The 20,424-nt window shown below is 71.6% G+C and carries 15 protein-coding genes; 11 read left to right on the plus strand and 4 right to left on the minus strand.

The genetic code is table 11. The features are described 5' to 3' along the window. Positions 1-285 precede the first annotated feature (285 nt). The 7 genes from AB0J12_RS14355 (at position 286) to AB0J12_RS14385 (ending at position 8,323) form a co-directional block, all read left to right on the plus strand. Positions 286-1,200 (plus strand): phytanoyl-CoA dioxygenase family protein, encoded by a 915-nt coding sequence (locus tag AB0J12_RS14355; protein ID WP_363264594.1) that lies wholly within the window; start codon positions 286-288, stop codon positions 1,198-1,200. Positions 1,201-1,273: 73 nt separating this feature from the next. Next, complete coding sequence (locus AB0J12_RS14360; RefSeq protein ID WP_363264595.1) at positions 1,274-2,650, plus strand: cation:proton antiporter; 1,377 nt, start codon at positions 1,274-1,276, stop codon at positions 2,648-2,650. 105 nt (positions 2,651-2,755) lie between these two features. After that, the gene (locus AB0J12_RS14365) at positions 2,756-3,487 is read left to right on the plus strand and encodes an FAD-binding oxidoreductase (protein WP_363264596.1); all 732 of its coding nucleotides are present in this window, start codon (positions 2,756-2,758) and stop codon (positions 3,485-3,487) included. Continuing rightward, positions 3,484-4,695: an aminotransferase class I/II-fold pyridoxal phosphate-dependent enzyme gene (locus AB0J12_RS14370; RefSeq protein WP_363264597.1), complete on the plus strand. Its 1,212-nt coding sequence runs from the start codon at positions 3,484-3,486 to the stop codon at positions 4,693-4,695. The genes AB0J12_RS14365 and AB0J12_RS14370 overlap by 4 nt, the downstream gene beginning before the upstream one ends. Before the next feature lie 8 nt (positions 4,696-4,703). Next, positions 4,704-5,999: an aminotransferase class I/II-fold pyridoxal phosphate-dependent enzyme gene (locus AB0J12_RS14375; protein ID WP_363264598.1), complete on the plus strand. Its 1,296-nt coding sequence runs from the start codon at positions 4,704-4,706 to the stop codon at positions 5,997-5,999. Between the two features lie 7 nt (positions 6,000-6,006). Continuing rightward, entirely contained in the window at positions 6,007-7,056 is a 1,050-nt protein-coding gene (locus tag AB0J12_RS14380) for a hypothetical protein (protein ID WP_363264599.1), read from the plus strand. A gap of 55 nt (positions 7,057-7,111) precedes the next feature. Further along, positions 7,112-8,323: a hypothetical protein gene (locus AB0J12_RS14385; protein WP_363264600.1), complete on the plus strand. Its 1,212-nt coding sequence runs from the start codon at positions 7,112-7,114 to the stop codon at positions 8,321-8,323. 52 nt (positions 8,324-8,375) lie between these two features. On the opposite strand, the gene AB0J12_RS14390 is transcribed toward AB0J12_RS14385, so the two are convergent. From AB0J12_RS14390 to AB0J12_RS14400, 3 genes are all read right to left on the minus strand, one after another. Then, the gene (locus tag AB0J12_RS14390) at positions 8,376-9,179 is read right to left on the minus strand and encodes a class I SAM-dependent methyltransferase (protein WP_363264601.1); all 804 of its coding nucleotides are present in this window, start codon (positions 9,177-9,179) and stop codon (positions 8,376-8,378) included. 73 nt (positions 9,180-9,252) lie between these two features. Next, positions 9,253-10,578, minus strand: a complete 1,326-nt coding sequence (locus AB0J12_RS14395) for a tryptophan 7-halogenase (protein ID WP_363264602.1) — start codon at positions 10,576-10,578, stop codon at positions 9,253-9,255. 334 nt (positions 10,579-10,912) lie between these two features. Then, positions 10,913-11,086 (minus strand): hypothetical protein, encoded by a 174-nt coding sequence (locus tag AB0J12_RS14400; RefSeq protein ID WP_363264603.1) that lies wholly within the window; start codon positions 11,084-11,086, stop codon positions 10,913-10,915. Positions 11,087-11,444: 358 nt separating this feature from the next. Between AB0J12_RS14400 and AB0J12_RS14405 the strand changes: the two genes are divergently transcribed. Together AB0J12_RS14405 and AB0J12_RS14410 are read left to right on the plus strand one after the other, a co-directional pair. Beyond that, positions 11,445-12,893, plus strand: coding sequence for an acyl-CoA synthetase (locus tag AB0J12_RS14405; RefSeq protein WP_363264604.1), 1,449 nt, complete (start codon positions 11,445-11,447; stop codon positions 12,891-12,893). Continuing rightward, complete coding sequence (locus AB0J12_RS14410) at positions 12,886-14,244, plus strand: carboxyl transferase domain-containing protein (RefSeq protein WP_363264605.1); 1,359 nt, start codon at positions 12,886-12,888, stop codon at positions 14,242-14,244. The genes AB0J12_RS14405 and AB0J12_RS14410 overlap by 8 nt, the downstream gene beginning before the upstream one ends. A gap of 263 nt (positions 14,245-14,507) precedes the next feature. On the opposite strand, the gene AB0J12_RS14415 is transcribed toward AB0J12_RS14410, so the two are convergent. Next, on the minus strand, positions 14,508-18,143 hold the full coding sequence (locus AB0J12_RS14415) for a S8 family serine peptidase (protein ID WP_363264606.1): 3,636 nt from the start codon (positions 18,141-18,143) through the stop codon (positions 14,508-14,510). Positions 18,144-18,300: 157 nt separating this feature from the next. Between AB0J12_RS14415 and AB0J12_RS14420 the strand changes: the two genes are divergently transcribed. Both AB0J12_RS14420 and AB0J12_RS14425 read left to right on the plus strand, forming a co-directional pair. Then, positions 18,301-18,765: a CU044_2847 family protein gene (locus AB0J12_RS14420; RefSeq protein ID WP_363264607.1), complete on the plus strand. Its 465-nt coding sequence runs from the start codon at positions 18,301-18,303 to the stop codon at positions 18,763-18,765. Continuing rightward, complete coding sequence (locus AB0J12_RS14425) at positions 18,762-20,411, plus strand: trypsin-like peptidase domain-containing protein (RefSeq protein ID WP_363264608.1); 1,650 nt, start codon at positions 18,762-18,764, stop codon at positions 20,409-20,411. Before AB0J12_RS14420 ends, AB0J12_RS14425 begins: the two co-directional genes overlap by 4 nt. Positions 20,412-20,424 lie beyond the last annotated feature (13 nt).

Below are 20,424 nucleotides of genomic sequence, written 5' to 3' on the forward strand. Positions count from 1 at the left end.
GCCACCCCGCCACCCGTACCCAGGCCCTCGGCTCCACCACCGGCTGGCAGTCCCCGACCCCGGCCACCGTCGAGGACACCACCGGCTGGCAGTGAGCGAAGCGCGGGCAACGACGCCCCGCGTGCGGCTCCCCGCTCACCGCTCACCGACAGCGGCCACATCGCCGGGTCCGCACAGTGCGTGCGCTCGCCTGCCGCGCATCCCGCGCCCCGTCCGCCGTAGTTTCCGCGCCCCACACCGCGCCATCCCTGTTCACACACGATTCACACCAGTGGGGGTTTTCCCATGTCCGAGATCGACACCGCGGCCGTCCTCAACGAATACGAGAAGAACGGCTTCGCGATCCTCCGCAATGTCCTCGACCAGGACCTCATCGCCGAAGCGCGCGAGCATGTCGAATGGCTCGGCCGCCGCTACCCGCACCTCCGGCCGGAGGAGTACCACCACCCCCTGATGCGCAACGACGCCTTCTGGGTCCGCTTGGTCACCGACGAGCGCCTGGTGGACATCGCGGAGTCGGTCCTCGGGCCCGACCTCGCGTGTTTCACCTCCCACTACGTCTGCAAGCCGCCGCGCGACGGCCGGCCCGTGCTGTGGCACCAGGACGGCGCCTACTGGAAGCTGCGGCCCATGGAGGCGCTGACCGTGTGGGCGGCCATCGACGAATCCACCACCGAGAACGGCTGCCTCCGGATCATCCCCGGCAGCCATGAACTGCCCATCCACGCCCCGTCGGTGCGCACCGACGTCGCCAACATGCTCTACTCCGAGACCCGCGAGGAGATCGTCCGCGACTGGGCGGAGAAGGCCGGCGTCGTCGACATCGAACTGCAGCCGGGCGACGTCTCGATCCACCACCCGAACATCCTGCACTGTTCCGAGGCGAACACCTCCGAGAAGCGGCGCTGCGGCCTGGACATCGGTTACATCGCCACATCCACGCTCGTCGCGAACGAGGGCCTCTACCTCGACCCGGTCCTGGTCCGCGGCAAGAGGGGCGCGGCGGGCAACCAGTACCGCAAGTGGCCGGCCTACTCGCCCGAGGAGTCGATCGCCTTCCGCGGTCACGAGGAGTGGAACGCCAGGGTCTCCGAGATCAACGAGCGAGGCGGGTTCACCGAGCCGTCCCTCGCCGAGACCCCGCTCGAGACGACACGCCGCATGGTGCAGCGCCTGGAAGAGGGCACCGTCAGCCGCTGAACCAGAACGGCCGAGGCCGTCTTCAGCGAGTACCACGCGTCTTGTGAACGAAAGGGCGGAGGTCGTCGGACCGATGCACGACCCCAAAATGCAACTCCTGCTCGCGGTGACCGCGGCTCTGTGCGTCATCATGCTGGCCGCCCGGATATTCGGACGCCTCGCCACCAGGATCGGTCAGCCGGCCGTGGTGGGTGAAATGGTCTCCGGCATCGTCCTGGGCCCCACCGTGCTCGGCGCCCTGGCGCCGGACTTCAGCGGTTATGTCTTCTCCACCACGGTCAAGCCGACGTTGTACGTGCTCGCCATGCTCGGACTGTGCCTGTACATGTTCCTGGTCGGGCTCGAGCACGAGTACCACCCGGGCAGCCGGAGGGAGAAGGCGCTGCCGGTGGTGCTCGCCACCGCGGGCATCGTGGTCCCGCTCCTCGTCGGCGCGGGCACCGCCTGGTACATCGCGGACGACTACCGGCCCTCCGGTGTCAGCCTGTCGCTGTTCATGCTCTTCGTCGGCGGAGCGCTCTCCCTGACGGCTTTCCCGATGCTCGCCCGGGCGCTCCAGGAACGAGACATGATGCACACCGCCTTCGGTGGTGTCGCGGTCCGTGCGGCGGCGATCGACGACGCGGCAGCCTGGTGCATCCTCGCGGTGGTGAGCGCGCTGTTCGTCCACGGCAGCATCCTTGCCTCCTGGGCGACCATCGTTCCTGCCGTCCTGTTCATGGGTGCCGCTTTCCTCCTGCTGCCGAGGCTGTTCCGCGCGCCCATGGAAAAGGCGGTGCGTGAGGGCCGGATAGGCGACCAACTCTTCGTGGCCCTGCTCGGGACGGTCCTCGCGGCGGGGTGGTTCAGCGACTACATCGGCATCTACTCGGTGTTCGGCGGCTTCGTCTGCGGCGTCGCCCTGCCGCGCGTCCCGGGCTTCGCGCCCCTGCTGAACCTACGGCTGATGCAGGTGGTGAGGTGCGTGTTCCTGCCGGTGTTCTTCGCCTTCTCCGGCCTCAACACCGACCTCACGGGCGCCTTGAACGGCACCTACCTCTGGACCCTCGGCGTGCTGTTCGTGGCCGGCTTCGCCTCGAAGTTCCTCTCCTCGCTGACCGTCCTGCGCTCCTTCCGATGGGGCCGGGGGGAGTCGGTCGCGATGGGCGGGCTGATGAACGCCCGGGGGCTGATGATCCTGATCTTCATCAACATCGGGCTCTCCCTCGGCCTCATCGACAAGGAGCTGTTCTCCATCCTGGTCATGATCGCCGTCCTGACTACCGCGCTGGCGATGCCGCTCTACCGGCTGCACTTCACACCGGGCCGCGAGGAGGACGCACGGCGCGCATGGACGGCGAAGCGCCTGCCGTCCGCGCCGCAGCCGGCCACGGCGTCGGCCGGTCCTGCCCCTGCGTCCGGTGTTCGCAGCCCGGCAGAGGACCTGACCGGTGCACGCAGCGCTGCTTGAGCACCGGCCGGGCCCCCGGCGCTGTCGCGACGTTCACCCCGGGCGTCCCGACAGCGCCGTGGCTGCGAAGGCACAGATCCGTTCTCCGATCAAGGAAGTCCGTCCATGAGCCGATCAGCGGACGCTCCACTCGTCCACGTCAGCATCGACCACATCGTCGAAGAGGGAAGGGACGTCAAGACCTTCGTCCTCGAGCCCGCCCCGGGCTCGGCTGCCGGGCTCCTCACCTATCGCGCCGGACAATTCCTCACCCTGAGGCTGCCCGCCCGCGCCGACCGGCCCGTCATGCGCTCGTACTCCATCTCCACCTGCCCTGTCTCCGATCCCGGTCTCGCGGTCACGGTCAAGGACAGCCCCGGCGGAGCCGGCTCCAACTGGCTGTACGAGAAGGCCGTGCCGGGCATGACGCTGGAGGCTCTGCCGCCGGCCGGCGGGTTCACCCTCGACGAGTCCGACAGCGACATCCTCCTTTTCGCCGCCGGGGTGGGCATCGCGCCGCTCTACTCACTGTGCAAATACGCTCTGGCCTCCTCCCGCCGGAAAGTCCGTCTGCACTACTCGGGCCGTCACCGTGACACCACCCCGTTCATCGCCGCACTGGAGCAGCTGGAGCACGCGTACCCGGATCGCATGCGCCTCGATCTGCGCCTGACCGGATCGGAAGGCAGGCTGGACGCCGTCGCGGTCCGGGACGTCGTCACGGAGGTGGACACGCCCACCACCTACGTCTGCGGACCGCCCGCCTACCAGACCATGGTGATCGACGCCCTGCTGTCCGCCGGACGACCACCGGCTTCCATCAGGACCGAGTCAGGCCGCCCTTCCCGTACGCGATGAACGGCGACGAGATCACGGTGGAGTCCCTGCGCGATGCGGGGCACTTGAAATGGACGGTCTCCGGCCCCGGACTCCTCGGGGCCTGTGCCGCCGAGATGGACTACGGCACAGCACCACCGGTCACCGCCGCACTGACCGAAGCGCTCCGCAAAGATCTCCTCGGCTACCTTCCCCCCGGACTCGCGAGCGGACTGAGCGAGGCGTGTGCCGACTGGCAGCGCCACGCCTACGGGTGGAACGTGGCGCCGGACGACGTACGGCTGCTGCCCGACGTCATCCGCGCCTTCCATGTGGCCGTCGAGCACTTCTCCCGGCCCGGCTCACCCGTCATCGTCCCCGTTCCGACCTTCACCCCGTTCCTCACCGTCCCCGGCCTGCTGGGCCGCAGGGTCATCCAGGTGGAGCTGGTGAGGTCGGGCAACAGATACGTCTACGACCTCGACGCCCTCGACCGGGCCTACCGCGAGGGCGGAGACCTGCTGGTGCTGTGCAACCCGCACAACCCCCTGGGCAGGGTGCTGGACACCGGGGAGTTGAGGGCCATCAGCCACGTGGTCGACCGGCACGGCGGGAGGGTCTTCTCCGATGAGGTGCACGCCCCGCTCGTGTACGCGGACCACCGTCACGTGCCGTACGCGTCGACGTCGTCCACCGCGGCGCACCACACCCTCACTGCCGTGTCCGCCTCCAAGGCATGGAACATCGCCGGCTTGAAGTGTGCCCAGATGGTGCTCACCAATGACGCCGACCGTGCGCGCTGGGAGGGACTCGGCCGACTGGCCACCGACGGTACGTCGGTCCTGGGCGTGGTGGCCGGCACGGCGGCCTACCGCGAAGGCCGGCCGTGGCTGGACGGTGTACGCGCCCGCCTGGACCGTAACCGGCACCTTCTGCGGGAGCTGCTGCACGAGCACCTGCCCGGCGTTCGCTACCTGCCGCCCGAGGGCACGTACCTGGGCTGGCTGGACTGCCGGGAGCTGGCCCTGCCCGGCCCCGACCTGGCCGGCTTCTTCGTCTCCGAGGCGGGCGTGACGACCGTGGACGGCGGCACCTGCGGTGCACCGGGCCGGGGCTTCGTACGCCTCAACTTCGCCACCACCGAACCGATCCTCGACCGGATCGTCCGGCAGATGGCCGACGCGGTGCACCGGCGCATGCCGCAGGCGCCGACGCCGGGACCGAGAGATCGCGCACCACTGACCACGTGAGGAGAACCGTGAGCGAGCAAGACCGCACAGCAGTCGGCTTCCAGGCCGGCCTGGAAGCCGACGCACAGTGGCTCAACGACCTGAAGCGACGCCGTAATCCCGGCCCGCGCTCCGTCCACCACCGGGCCGTCGATCCTTCGCTCGGGGCGGCGACCGTCGCCGTCCACGGCGGAACGTACGAGGACCCGGTCACCGGCGCTGTGGGCACCCCCGTCTTCCAGACGAGTACCTTCCTTCTCGACGAGCTGAGTTACTCGGCCTTCGAGCGAGGCGCCACCCGTGACGTACCCATCTACACGCGGTACGGCAACCCCTCGCAGTGGTCGGTGCAGGAGAAGATGGCCGCCCTCGAGGGCGCCGAGAGCGCCGTGGTCACTTCGTCCGGCATGAGCGCCATCGCCAGCACGATCTACGCGCTCACCAACAGCGGCAGCCACATCATCACGGCGTACGACGTGTATGGCGGCACCTACAACCTGATGCGTGAGGACATGCCCTCGGCGGGCCGCGAAGTGACCTTCGTCGACTCGACCGACCTGGCCGCCATCGAGGCCGCCATCCGGCCCGAGACCCAGCTCCTTTTCTTCGAGAGCCTGACCAATCCGCTGCTCAAGGCGCCCCGGCTGCGCGCGATCGCCGGGATCGCCAAGAGGCACAACGCCCTCCTCGTCGTCGACAACACCTTCCTCTCGCCCGTCAACCTCCGGCCGTTGGACCTCGGCGCGGACATCGTGGTGCACAGCGCCACGAAGTACCTCAACGGACACAGCGACGTGACGGCCGGAGTGGTGGCCGGAAGCAGGAAGTTCGTCGACCGGATCTGGGCTCAAGCGCTCCGGTTCGGCGGAACGATGGAACCGCTTGCCTGCTATCTCCTGGAACGCGGTCTGAAGACGCTCGCACTGCGCATGCAGGCGCACAACGCCAACGCCGGCGAGCTGGCCGCCTTCCTCGACGGACACGAGAAGGTCCTGGCCGTCCACCACCCGTCGCTGGAGCACTACCCCCACCAGCACCTCGGAGCCGATGTCCGCGGATACGGCGGGATGGTCGCCTTCGAGGTGGCGGGCGGGGACACCGGCGCCCTGAAGTTCTGCGCCGCCCTGGAGATCCCCTACGTGGCCACCAGCCTCGGCGGCGTCGAGTCACTGGTCAGCCTGCCCTTCAACACCTCTCACTGCTCGCTGACGACCGCGCAACGTGCGTCCATCGGGATTCGACCGGGGCTGGTCCGCTACTCGGCGGGCGTGGAGCGCGCCGAAGACCTCGTCGCGGACATCGCCCGGGCCCTCGAATCGATCTAGGACAGACATGCGCAACGGTTTCAACGTCTCCAGCTCCGGCGAATTCGTGAACGAGATCCGCGAAGACGCCCAGGAAGCACAGTTCCGCTATCACGCCACCGCACGCTTCAGGCCGGGGCGGGGGCTGCGCGCGTGGACGCGTCCGGCCCTTCTCGGGCGGGTCAAGTCCGCGCGCCGGTTCGAGCTGGATCTCGCCGACGGGTGGCAGGATCACCAGGCCGGCCCCCAGGTACAGGAACACACGCCTCTCGATCTCGCGCTCGCCGCCGTAGGGGTGTGCTCGCTCAAGACGGCCATCGCGGGCGGCACTGCCCGGGGCATCACCTTCGACACCATCGAGATGGTGATCTCCGCGGATGTGCTGCCGGGGGACGAGGTCTCCCTGTCCACCGCCCGGGTGCGCCGGCTCGCCTACGACATCAGCACGCGCTCCGACGCCGACGCCGGCCTGATCGAGGAAGTGACCCGGCAGATCCTGGACCGCAGCCCCAACCACCGCACGGTCAAGGACGACACCGAGCTGCACTTCCACAACGCTGAGCAGGAACTCACCTGGCACCTCGAGGAGGCCCCGGCCGGTGCACCCGGTGCGCGGACGGTCCGCCGCCATGTGAAGTGGATCAGTGGCACGCAGTTCGAGTCCGCGGGCCTCGACCTCGACGGGTGCCGGCTGCCCCTCCGCGTCGACGAGGCGAAGCAGTTCGCCGGTGTGGACTGGGCTCCGAATCCGCAGGAGTACGTCGTGATCGCTCTCGCCGCCGAGCTGGCAGCGCTGGCGGCGCGAAAGCAGGCGGCCGCCACCGGAAGCGCCGGGGAGTGGACGGTGAACGCACAGGGACGACTGGACCTGCGCGGACTGATGCTGATCGATCCCTCCGCCGCGGTCGGTTTCCAAACGATCAGCTGCACCGTCGAGGGACCGGCCGGCATCACGTCCGCGGAGACCGAAGAGTACTTCCGCGCCGCGGTGGAGGCTTCGGCCCTCGTCGAGCTGCTCGCGTTGCCGCACCCCGTCGAGGTACGGCTGTCCAGCGGCGAGCAGGACACCGCGGCCTGAGGCACGCCGTAGAGATACGTGACCGGGAACTCGTCGACATGCAGAGGAAGCTGAGGTGCGCGCGGTGAGTGGCGTGCTGTGCCAAGTGATCGGATGCGGCCCGGCCGCCCTGGGCCTCGCCCTCGCGGCAGACCGCAGGGGCGAGCTGCCGCGGCTCGTGTCCGAGGGGCTCGCGTTCCTCGACCGTGCACCGACGCCCGCGGCCCTGAGCGGCCTCCGCTTCCCCTTCCTGATCGACGCCAACTCCGTCGGCAAGGACTTCCTCGCAGGCGTTCGCCCTGACGGGATCTTCGCCACGGCGTTGCACGGCCGGGCGGGCGAGCTTCTGCGGGAGCGACATGACCGTCAGGTTCCGCTGGCCCTGGTCGGTGAGTTCATGAACGATCTCTCGCGGGCGGTCGAGGCCGTCCTTCCGGACGGGTTCACCTACGGGGCGGATGTCAGGGAGATCCGCCGCAACCGCGACGGCTCCTGGACGAGCGTGGACAGCGCCGGGTCCGCACTCGTCACCTCAGGGCTGGTCGTGCTCGCGACCGGCGGCTACGAGGACACCCAGCAGGTGTCCCACCGGTACGGCATACCGCCGGGCCGGCTGATCGGCTCGGCACAGCTGATGTCCGGGCGCCTCGACGAGGCCGCTCGGGTGCTCCGGGCAGGTGGCAGGATCGCCGTCCTCGGCGGCTCGCACAGCGGTTTCGCAGCCGCCGAACTCCTCCTCGACCGCTTCGGTGACGGGATACCCGAAGGTGGCCTGGTCCTCGTCCACCGCAGCATCTCGCTCGCCTACGCCGATCGGGCCGAGGCCGACTCCGTGCCACCGGCCCTTGCAGGCCGGCTGGAGACCTGTCCGGAGTCCGGCGTGATCAATCGCTTCCACGGACTGCGTTCCGGACCGCGTGAGCTGTGCCTGCGGGCGCTCCAGGGCCGCGAGCCGCGGCTCACCCTGTGCCACACCGGCTCCGACGCCGCACGAGGGGTGCTCGCCGAGGCGGGCCTGGTCGTCCACGCCCTGGGATACCGCACGCGGGCGGTGCCTGTGTTCGACCAGTGGGGCGAGCGGATACCGATGGCCGACGGAGCAGTCCAGGTCGACGACGAGTGCCGCATCGTGGATGCGGGTCACCACACCGTGCCGGGGGTGTTCGGCATCGGACTCGGGTACGCGCGCTGCGATGCCTGGGGCCGACGACGGGTCGGCATCAACACCTTCCACGGCGAGGACGGCGAGCGGATCGTGGCGGCGATGCCGGCACCGGCCGAGGTGTGAAGAGCAGCGCCCGCCCGGTTGGGTGCCGGACGGGCGCTGAGAACCGCGGGGCTCAGATCTTCCTCGCGATGACGAGGCAGTGGCTGCTGGCGCCTCGCTGCGAGGGCTGCGAGCAGGTCGTGAGGTGGTACGCCCGGTAGTCCAGGAACCGGCGCTCGTCGAGACCTTCCAAGGTCTCCGGGAAGAAGCCGCAGGCTCCGTCCGTGCCGGCGTGCTCCACGATCTCGAAGCCGGCGCCCCGCAGTTCGGCTTCGACCGCCTCCTGCGTGGAGAAGTGCGTGACGTTGAAGAACTCGTCCGGGTAGTCGACGCGCTCGTCATCAGGGTCGGTCAGCGATGCGTACTGGTCGGCCGTGAGCGGTGTGCCGTTCTTGAGCAAGTAGTTCACGGCGAAGACACGGTTGATGTAGGAGACGGCGACGATGCCGCTGTCACGCACCACTCGCCTGCATTCGAGCAGGCAGCGGCGGCGCAGTGCACGCGTCCGCAGGTGATAGAAGGGGCCGAGGCACAGCACGGAGTCGTACACACCGTCGCTGATGCCTTCGAGGCTCGTCGCGTCGGCCTGGCGGATGTCGACCGAGTCGAGGCCCTCTTCCTTCGCCAGGGCGAGCATCGCTTCGACGTTGACGCCGACGAGGTCCGTCGCGGTGACATGGTGGCCCTGCCGTGCGAAGCGGAAGGAATAGGCCCCGTGACCCGCACCGAGCTCCAGGATGGCCGATCGGGGCGCGAGGTGTCTGTCCAGCACGTGGAGGGTCGTGTCGTGTTCGAGACGGCGGACTCGCGATTTCCGCAGCCGCGGCCCTTCGCTGAAGGACTCGTAGTGCCGGGAGACGAGGGAGTGGTCGATCATGATGCCTCTTCGTTGAGCGGACCTGACGACGCCCGCCGCCGTACGGACGGCGACGGGCGGGGCGAAGAACCGGTCAGCGGATGCCGCCGTCCTTCCACGGCACCCGCAGGCCCAGCAGAAGGGCGAGATGACCGTCATAACCGAACATGCTCCCCGGCCGGCCCGCGCCGTCCGTGAGCAGCACGGGGCCGGTCTCCTGGTAGAGCTTCACGTACTCCTCCAGACCGCCCAGCGGGGTCTCACGGGTCGCCATCTCCCAGAAGGGCGTGCTCAGACGGTTGTTGAAGCGGTAGTGCAGGGCAAGGAAGTCGCGGATGTCCTCCCACTGCAACTGGACCGCCTCGTTGTAGTCCTCCGCGAGGTGGGGGTCGTCGAGGCCGCCGGCGTTGATGGCCTTGGCGAGCCGTTCCGCGTGCATGCAGATGACCTGGATGTTCGTCGCTTCCAGCGGCTCGACGAAGCCACACGCGTTGCCGATGGCCGCAACGTTCTTCACCCACGGCCGACGGACGTGACGTGCCTCGAACGGCACCACCCGCAGGCTGCTCCCGTCGATCTTCGGGTTCTTGCGCACCAGTTCGTCGGCCGCCTGGTCGGCGCTGATGTGCGCGCTGCTGTAGACGTATCCGCGGTTGATGACGTTCTCGTGGTCGATGCGCCAACACCAGCCGGCGTCCATGGTGTCCATCGTCGTGTACGGCTGGATGGGCTCGTCCTGCCTCGTCCAGCCGCCCACCACCGCCTTGTCGCAGAACAGGTGGTCGCGCATGCTGACGAACGGCTCACCGAGGCCCTTGTGGATCAGTTCGGCCCGGAAGCCCGAAGCGTCGACGAAGAAGTCCGCCGTGTACCGCTCCCCCGAATCGAGGACCAGGCCCTCGACACCGGCCTCGCCGGTCTCGACCGCCGCCACCTTGGCATCGAGGAGCTTCCCGCCGAGCTTCGTGAAGTGCTGCTCCAGGTACTCAACGAACGGCTGGTTCTCGATGTGGTAGCCGAAGTTCTTCGCAGGCGCCTTGCCCGTGACAGCGGCCGGGAGCGAGCCGCCTTCGTACTCGTCCAGGTGGTAGTAACCCCAGGACTTGTGCTGAGAGGGCAGAATCTGGTTGTCGAACTGCTCGTTGAAGGGGTAGTCGAAGTACGGCCTCCGGCCCCAGCTGAACCGCACACCGAGCTTCCAGACGGGGTTGACCTTGGCGTGGAAGTCGTCCTCCGGGATGCCGAGGACGCCATGCAGATAGCTGGGCGTGTTCGCGAAGGTGCCCTCGCCGACCATGATGTTGCCCAGAGCGGTGGAACGGATGACGGTGACGTCTGCGTCCGGACACGAACGAGTAAGGGTGATGGCGGCGATCAGACCTGCCGTGCCACCGCCGACGACGATGATTTCGCGCTTCACGCTTGAGCCCCTCCGATGGTGGGTCGTTCCCGTGACCAGCAGGTTCTCCCACCACCGGAGGCCGTGTCAGCGATCTCGGCTGGCCTGATCCGGACCTGGCATAAGGAGTCCACAGGACCGGCCCCGTCGTCGCTGCCGCCTCCGCCCCCATGCGTCGATCGCCTGCCGGGCCCGGGCCTCCTCGGCGTTCCCGCCCGCCGGTTCGTCGAGCGTCCGGATCCGCGCCAGGGCGCCGGTCTGCTTCTGCCCGGCTCGCTCCTCGGCCGGCCGCTGTCCGCGCTTCACGCGTCCGAGTCGGGTTTCGTGCGGGCCGCCGCGTACGCCTGGGCCGGTGTCATCGGCACCCGTTCAGCTCGACCGTCTCGTAGGGACTGACCTTGACGCACGTCTTGGCCTCGTCGGCCGTCTGGGCGTGGGCGTCGGCCGTGGCCGCCTTGGTGCCGGCCGGGGCCGGTGCGGGGGCGGTGCCCGGGTAGCTGGTGCCGGACGGCCAGTCGCTGCCGATCACCGGGGTCAGGCCCGCCCCGGTGCCTTCCTTCAGGTGGGAGGCGGGCAGGTTCAGCGCCTTCGCCAGCGTCTCGGCCTGCGCCTTCTGCCCCGCGCCGTAGCTGAGGGTCGTCGCCGCGGTGCGGCTCGGGGCGTTCGTGGTGCCGGCGGTGCAGCTTGGCCCACACCCACATGAGATGGCTTGTAACAGCCAAGGTGACTGCCCCCCTCAGGGGCGCGGGGCTGTATTCCTCTGCGGCTCCGCCGCGTGGGCACGACCAGCCACGGACCACCCGCACCCGCCGACGATCAGAAACCCCGCAGACGAGACCGCGCCCCGGGGTAGGAAGGACTCGCAGCCCCCGATCGAAGGAGCCCCCGTGCCCTCCCTCTTCCCCGCCCTCACCGACCACCCGGGCGAGCAGGAAGCCCTCCGCTTCGGTGACCGTCGGATGACGTACGCGCAACTCGCCACCGCGGCCGGTGCCGTCGGGGAGCGGGTGCGCGGCCGTGGCCGGATCGCCGTCTGGGCAACCCCCGCGCCGGAAACCGCCGTCGGTGTCATCGGCGTACTCCTCGCCGGTGCCGCCGCCGTCCCGCTCAACCCGAATTCGGGCGAGAAGGAGCTGCGGCACCTCCTCACCGACAGCGCGCCCGCCCTCGTACTGGCCGCCCCCGGTGACGATCTCCCGGCGGCCCTGGACGGGTACGAGCGCGTCGACGTCGACGTACGCGCCGCCGGACCCGTCCCCGACGACCGGAACACCGACGCGGGCGAGCCCGCGCTGGTCGTCTACACCTCAGGCACCACCGGCCCGCCCAAGGGCGCCGTCATCCCGCGCCGGGCGATCGCCGCGACCCTGGACGCGCTCGCCGACGCCTGGCAGTGGACCGGCGCGGACGTGCTGGTGCACGGGTTGCCGCTGTTCCATGTGCACGGGCTGGTGCTGGGCGTGCTCGGCCCGCTGCGCCGCGGCGGCTCGGTGCGCCATCTCGGCAAATTCAGCACCGAGGGTGTGGCGAGGGAGCTGGGCGCGGGCGCCACCATGCTCTTCGGCGTGCCGACCATGTACCACCGCATCGCCGAGTCACTGCCCGCCGACCCCGAGCTGGCGAAGGCGCTGGCCGGGGCGCGGCTGCTGGTGTCGGGGTCGGCCGCGCTGCCGGTGCACGACCACGAGCGGATCGCGGCGGCGACCGGGCGGCGGGTCATCGAGCGGTACGGCATGACGGAGACGCTGATGAACACCAGTGTCCGCGCCGACGGCGAGCCCCGGGCGGGGACGGTCGGCGTGCCGCTGCCGGGCGTGGAGCTGCGGCTCGTGCGGGAGGACGGCTCCCCGGTCGCCGCGTACGACGGGGAGACCATCGGTGAGATCCAGGTGCGCGGCCCGAACCTGTTCACCGGGTACCTGAACCGGCCCGACGCCACCGCCGCCGCGTTCACCGGCGACGGCTGGTTCCGCACCGGGGACATGGCGGTGCGCGAGGCGGACGGATATGTGCGGATCGTCGGACGCAAGGCCACCGACCTCATCAAGAGCGGCGGCTACAAGATCGGCGCCGGGGAGGTCGAGAACGCGCTCCTGGAGCACCCGGGCGTGCGGGAGGCGGCCGTCACCGGGGAGCCCGACGCGGACCTGGGCGAGCGGGTGGTGGCGTGGATCGTCCCGGCGGACCCCGATGCGCCGCCGTCCGCCGAGGAGCTGGCCGGCCATGTCGCAGACCGGCTCGCCCCGCACAAGCGTCCCCGCGCGGTCCGCTATCTCGACGCGCTCCCCCGCAACGACATGGGCAAGATCATGAAGCGGGCGCTGGCCCATGACTGAGCGCCCGTCCGCCCGGGCGGCCCTCGCCCTGGTCACCGACGACTTCACCGAACTGCCCGCCCCCGAGCGGCGGTCGCGACCCGACGGCCCGCTCGGCTGGCAGGGCTACGACGACGCCCGCGCCCGCGCCGCCGAGCGCACCGGCGAGCAGGAGTCCGTCGTCTGCGGCACGGGCACCGTCGAGGGCACCCGGGCGGTGCTGATCTCCTTCGAGTTCGGCTTCCTCGGCGGCTCCCTCGGCGAGCGCACCGGCGACCGGCTGGAGCAGGCGTACACCCATGCCCGCGCCCACCGGCTGCCCGTCGTGCCGCTGGTCGCCACCGGCGGCAGCCGGATGCAGGAGGGCATGCTCGCGCTCACCCAACTGCAGCGGGTGGCGCGGCAGTCGGCGCTGACCCGGGAGGCGGGTCTGGCGCAGATCGCCGTCCTGCGGGATCCGACGACCGGTGGCGGCTGGGCGACACTCGGCGCGGGCGCCGACGTGGTCCTCGCACTGCCCGGCGCCCAGGTCGGCTTCGCGGGCTCCCGGGTACGGCCGCCGGACGCCGACCCGGCCGCGTACACGGCCGAGGCGCAGGTGGCGACGGGGTCGGCGGACGCGGTGGTGGAGCCGGGGGAACTGCGGGCGGTGCTGGGGCGCTGGCTGCGGCTGCTGACGCGCCCGTCCGAGGCGCCCGCGCCGGTGCCGGCCGCGCTCGGGGCGCGCGAGCTGCCGGTCTCGGGCTGGGACGCGGTCAGGCGGGCCCGGGACCCGCGACGCCCGCGTGCCCACGCGTACCTGGACGCCTACTTCACCGAGCGCGTGGCGGTGTCCGGTGACCGCTGCGGCGGCACCGATCCCGACGGGATGCTCTGCGGCTTCGGTGAGCACGAGGGGCGGACGGTCGCGTACGCCGCCCAGACCGGCACGGCGACCCGGCCGGCCGGTTACCGCACCGCTGCCCGGCTGATCCGGCTCGCGGACCGGCTCGGCATCCCGGTGCTGACGCTGGTGGACACGCCGGGCGCGGCCAACGACGCCGAGGCCGAACGGCAGGGCGCGGGCCCGGCCATCGCGGACGTGTTCGCGGCGGTCGCGTCGGCACGGACCCCGGTGACGACGCTGGTGATCGGCGAGGGCGGCTCCGGCGGCGCGCTGGCGCTCGCGGCACCCGGCACCACGTGGGCCACCCCGGACAGCTACTTCTCCGTCATCGCGCCGGAGCTCGCCGCGGCCATCCTCAAGCGCCCGCCGCAGGAGACCGAGGCGACGGCGGGCCAACTCCGCATCCGTCCGCAGGACTTGGCGGAACTCGGCGTGATCCGAACAGGCGAGCAAATGTTCCCTGGAACAGGTGATCGTCACTCCTGAGAGCGACTGCGACGGGCGAGACCAGCGATACTTACGGTGTGCGAGCGACCGGCTGCAGAACGTAGTTGACGCACACGTCCCACACGATGCACCACCGCAAGGAGAAGCACGATCATGAACCTGCTCACCAACGTCCTCGCCTGCCTCGTCCACTTCATCGGCCGGCTGGTCTGAGGGCGCAGGCGCAGGCCCGAGGCAGCAAACAGCGGCGCCGTCTCCCCGTCCCAGGGAGGCGGCGCCGCCGTCCGTGTATCCGTACCGGGCTACTTCACACCCACCGCCCGGAGGATCTCCTGGCGCACCGAGCCGCCGCGGTCGTCACGGGCAAAGGCCCGCAGCGAGAGGGACGCGGCGCCGCGCGGCACGGTGAGCGTGCCGCGCCAGGACGCGCCGGAGCCGTCGAGGCGCACCTGACTCCAGGTCTTCCCGTCGTCGTACGACACCTCGAGCCGGCCGCCGCCGAGCGTGCCGGTACCGGGCGCGCCCTCGACGTAGGAGGCGCTGAGACCCACCGGGACGCGGCCGCCGCCCCGGACGTCGCCGGCGAGGTCGGTGTCGACGTCGTAGAAGAGGTTGATCAGGGGAAGGAAGGTCTGCCGGTCCCCGGGGGGCGCGGCCGAGCGGAAGGTCCACTCGGAGCGGCCCCGCGTGCCCCTGCCCCAGCGGTCGGCGTCGAGGGCCGTCTCGGTGACGACGGTGTACTCGTGCTCGTCGGCGGGGGCGTCCCACACGTAGGCGGCGGAGCTGCGGCCCTGGTCGACCAGCGTCCCGTCGAGGTACACGGAGGTGGTCTGGCTCATGCCGCTGTCCTCGCTCCACACGTCGCCGAAGCCGGTGTGGTCGGGCCCGGAGTCGCCCCAGCCGGGCGTGTTGAACTGCAGTTGGTTGCCGGTGCGCTGCTGCCCCCAGCCGAGCCCGGTGCCGAGCCAGGGGTGCCACACCGGCCGGAACCAGTTCAGCTCGGGCCGGGTGCCGCCCCGGTAGGCGACGAGCCCGCTGCGCTCCTCCAGCGCCCCGTCGGCGGCCGTCACCGACTCGTGCCACAGCTGACCGGGGCCGGTGGAGACGTAGTCGGTGCGCTCGGCCGGGAAGTCGGCGCGCTCCTGGAAACCGATGCCGACGGGGAACGTGCCGGTGATCGAGTACCGGAACTCACCGCCGGAGACCGGCTTCGCCGCGTGGAACCTCACCCCGACCGAGGCGAGTTGCCGCGTCTCGGGCGCGAAGGTGAGGTCCCGGTCCGGGATCGCGCCTGGGTGCCCCTCGGACAGGTCGTACACATACGGCGTGTCGCGTGTGACGGTGAGGTCGACGCGTCCCGCCTGACGCAGCCGCCGCGCGTCGGCGGTGTTCAGCGTGGCGATCGGGAAGGGCCGGTCGCCGCCGTCGTCGGCGCCCCACCAGGCGTTCAGGCGGCCGGGCGCGGCGTCCGTGACGAACAGCGCCTTGGCGTCCGCGTCCTGCGCGGCCTGCGCGAGGGCCGCCGGGTCGGTGCCGTCGGTGAGACGGACGAGGACCGCCTTGCCCGCGACGCCGGTCAGCGGGCCGTCGCCGACGTCGGCCAGCGGCAGCCGCAGCCGTCCGTCGGTGAGCGCCCCGCCGGGCTGCGCGAGGGCCTCCCCGATCCCGCGGACCTCCATGAGCGGCTTACCGAGCCGCCACACGGTCCGGTACTCGAAGGTGCCCTGTGTGACCTTCCGGGTGGGCGCCACGAACACGCTGTCGTAGGTCACCGGCACCTGGACCGCGCCGAACAGGTCGGAGCCGCCCGCGGCACGGTCGTACTCCATGAGCAGCTGCCGGGTCTCGGTGTGCCGTCCGGCCTCCGCCCGCACCTCCCGCAAGGTGCGCCCGTCGAGGGTGACCTCGCGGTCCCGGTCGAGGGTGACCTCGGGGGCGGCGAGGAAGCCGAGGCCGAGGGAGTCGGCGCCATGGCTGCCGCGTACGTCGAGGAAGGAGGTCAGGCTGTACGACCCCGGCTTCAGCCGCAGCTTCAGGGTGCCGGAGTCGCCGACCCGGGCGGGGAACGGGTCGGTGCCGGCGGTGAGTTGCTGCACGGTGAGGTCGGCGGCCGTGGGTGCCCCGTCGCGGTCCTTGACGTGCACCGTGAGCGTGTATCGCTCCTCCTCCTTGACCAGCCCGAACGCGGTGTGCGCGACGGGCGTGCCGGACGCGTCGGCGGCCACGATCTGCCCGCTGGTGGTGCCGACGGGGGCCTTGGCGCCGTCACCCGTGACGGTGGTGGAGGCGGTGCCGTGCGCGGGGACGGTCAGGGTGGTGTCGGCGAGGGTGGCGACACCGACCGGCGCGCCGGTCACGGAGAGCTTCAACTCGACCGACTGATCACCCGAGTTGGTGTAGGTGAGCGTACGGGTCACGGGCCTGTTCGCGTCGTACGGCCAGCTGTAGTAGCCGAGGTCGGCGCTGCCGGTGGCGGTGACGGTCGCGTCGATCGCACCGGGCACACTGACCCGTCCGCTGCCCAACGCATAGGCCGACGCGTCCAGTTGCCTGGACGTGGACATCAGCGCGTCCTTGAGCTGAGCGCCGGTCCAGTCCGGATGCCGCTGCGCGAGCAGCGCGGCCACGCCCGCGACGTGCGGGGTCGCCATCGACGTCCCGCTCATCGAGGTGTACGGCCCGCTGCCCGCGGTGAGCCGGGAGCGGGCGGCGAGGATGTCGACGCCGGGCGCGGAGATGTCGGGCTTGAGGGCGTTGTCGCCCAAGCGGGGCCCGGCACTGGTGAAGTACGCGGCCTCATCGGCGGATTCGACGGCGCCGACGGTGAGCGCGTCGTCGGCGGCGCCGGGCGAGCCGATGGAGGAGGGCGCGCCGGTGTTGCCGGCGGCGATCACGAACAGGGCGCCGGTCTCGCGGGTGAGCGTGTTCACGGCCTGGGCCATGGGATCGGTGCCGTCGCTCGGCTCGGTGGAGCCCAGGCTCATGGAGACGATCTTGGCGTGGACGTCCTTCGCGGCCCACTCCATGCCGGCGATGATCTGCGACTCGCTGCCCGAACCCTGGTCGCCGAGCACCTTGCCGACCGCGAGCGCGGCGTCGGGTGCGACACCCTTCTCCCGGCCGTCGGAGGCGGCGCCGCTGCCGCCGACCGTGGAGGTGACGTGGGTGCCGTGGCCGTTGCGGTCGGCGACCTCCTGCCCCTCGATGAAGCTCCTCGTCGCGGTGACCCGGCCCGCGAGGTCGGGGTGGGTGAGGTCGACGCCGGTGTCGAGGACGGCGACGGTGACGCCCTTGCCGGTCAGCCCGGCCTCCCACGCCTTCGGTGTGCCGATCTGTGCGTTGCTTTCGGCCATGTCGGCCGTGACCCGCGCGTCGAGCCACACCTTCTCCACGCCGCCCTGCCGGGTGACCGCCTGCCAGAAGGCGCGCCCCTTGGGCGCCCGGACGGCGTCGCCCCGCACGCTGGGCAGCGCCCGCACCCGTTCGGCGCCCCGTGGCAGTGCCGCGCGTACCTGCTTGCCGTAGGTGACGATCAGCGGCAGCGCGCCCGCCGTGTCGTCGGTGAGCCCCTGCCGGATCAGCGCGCCGACGTCGAACAGCCGCCGGTCGAGGGTGCCCGCCCGCAGATACGGCAGCGCCTCGTCCGGTACGACACTGATCTCGCCGTTCGCGCTCTGGGTGCGCACGGCACCGCTCGCGCCCCGGGGCCGCTGCACGGTGACCGTCCGCTTGCCGCCGCCGAGGTCGGTGACGGTCACCCGGTCGCCGGTGACGAGGGTGACGGTACGGGCGGCGTCCGCGGTACGGGCGGCGCTCGCGGCGGGTGCGATGGTGGCCGTCCCCCCGCCGGCCGCCGCGCCCGCACCCGCGGGCAGCAGGGCGATCACGAGCCCGGCCGACAGGAGACTCGCCCCGCGTCTGACTGGTCCTCTGCTCATCCACGCCTCATTTCGTCGTGTGTCCGACGAGTGTCACGGGGCTTGTGAGGACGGGGAGTTGACGGGAGGCGGCGGAAAGGCGCCCTGGCGGGTTTCCGCCAGGCACCCGGCGACCGGCGGCGGAACCGGGTACACCGCACCGGCACCGTCCGCAACAATGAGTGCAGGCAAGGTCACCACAGCACGGGGGAGTTGGCGCGCGATGGAACAACTGGTGGAGTTCACGACCACGGACGGTGCCCATGTCATGGTGGAGGGCGTCGACGACGAGGCCGGTGCGCGGCTCGTCTCCCGCGGCGGGACGGCCCGGGCCACGCGTACCTTCGAGGACTCCCTGACGGGCGTGCGCACGGCGGCCGAGTCCGCGCTGCGGGTGCTGCGCGGCGGCGCGCTCAGACCGGACGCGGTGGAGCTGGAGTTCGGCGTGAAGATGAGCGCGGAGGCGGGAGCCGTCATCGCCAAGGGCGCGGCGGAGGCCCACCTGGTGGTCAAGCTGAGCTGGTCGCCGGGCGGGGAACGGCCGGTGCCCGGGCAGGCGGACGCCCAACGGGCCGACGCTCAGCCGGAAGACGTTCACCGGCCCGACCCGCGGCGGCCTGATCCGGAGCAGATCTCGTCATGAGCGGCACCGCCTGGCATGCGCGCGTCGCGTGCGGCGCCGAGGTCGGCGCCGGGTTCCTGATCTCCGCGCGCCATGTCCTCACCTGCGCGCACGTCGTGCGGTACGCCGGCACGGACCCGGTCGGCGTGACCTTCCCCAACTGGCGCCGGCTGGGCGAGTTACCGGCCACCGTGGCCGTGCGCGGCGGCTGGCGGGGCGGCGCCGCCGACCCCGGCGACCTCGCGGTGCTGGAGCTGTCCGAGGACGTGCCCCTCGCCCCGGCCCGGTTCGCGCCGCCCGGCGCCGAGCGCGGCGGCCGGCAGCTCGTCGCCTACGGCTTCCCGCGCGGCTACGACGAGGGCATGCTCGCCTCCTACCGGGCGCTGCCCGGCCCCCGGATCTCCGACGAGTGGGTGCAGCTGGAGGCGCTGACCGGGCACGGGCAGCCGCTGGCGGCCGGGTTCAGCGGGGCCGCGGTGACGCTGGAGGACGGTTCGGTCGTCGGCATGGTCACGGCGGTCGCGGGCGGCCGGGACGTACGGGTGGGCCGGATGCTGCCCACCGAGGTCATGGCCCGCTACTGGCCGGGCCTCGGCGAGCTGGTGCCGACCGGCCACCGGCCCGAGACGCTGCGCCGGCTGTACGCGCTGGTGCGGCGGGCCGAGGCGCGGGGCGAGGCGTGCGACGCGAACCGGCTGTACGGGGACGCGGTGGGCGCGTTCGGGCCGCCGCTGCCCCCGGGCGGCTTCGCCTCGCTGTCCGCGACGGCGGCGTACGTGCAGTGGGAGGTGCCCGAGCCGGAGGCCGCGACCCGGCTGGCCGACCGGCTGGAGGAACTCCTCGACGGGGCGCTGCCCACGCAGCCGGCCGCCGTCTGGTCGCCGGTCGTGGTGGAGATCGACCACAGCGGCGAAGGGCCCGACCAGGTCACCGTCGAGGTGTCGGCGTACCGCGACGGGCGGCGGCGGCCCGTGGCGGTACGCCGGCTGCCCAGGAGCGCGGTGCGCGCCTACGTGCAGCAGAGCCTCGACGAGGCCGCCGACCAGCTCGCGCCGGACGCCGAGGAGCTGGTGACGTTCGTCCTGCCGCGCGAGTGGCTGAACGAGCCGGTGGCGCAGTGGGAGTGCAGCGCGGACGACAGTACGCCGTTGGGCTGCGCCTATCCGCTGGTGGTGACCGACCGGGCGCGGCACCGCAGCGGCCGGCTGCGTCACCAGCTGCGCAAGAAGTGGCAGAAGCTGGACGCCTCGCCGGGCGCCACCGTGCACCGCGTGGAGTGCGGCATCCGGGAGCGCCCCGGCGGGCTGCGCAAACGGCTGTGGGACCAGGACGCGCACCTGGCGGGCTTCGCCGCGCCGCCCACGGCGGCGGCCGAGCACTTCGCGGTCTCGCTCACCGTCCCGGTGCCGGTCCTGCTGTGGCGGCGCACCGGCTGCCCCGTCGCCGGGCACGACGGGCCGTGCGCGGGCACGGTGTTCCTCGACGAGCTGACGGCGTCCCTCACCGGCGTACCCCCCACCGAACTGCCCCGGTATGTGCAGAAGTTGCGGCTGACCGCGGACGCCGAGGACCCGGACGGGCACTGGGCGCGCGAGCTGCAGCTGCTGTGGGACGACCCGCGCTGCTTCCCGGAGCCCGCCGCGAGCCTGCACACCCCGGTCGCCTGAGAAACCCCTGGAG

The sequence above is a fragment of the Streptomyces sp. NPDC049915 genome (genome assembly GCF_040656475.1).
Taxonomy (GTDB): domain Bacteria; phylum Actinomycetota; class Actinomycetes; order Streptomycetales; family Streptomycetaceae; genus Streptomyces.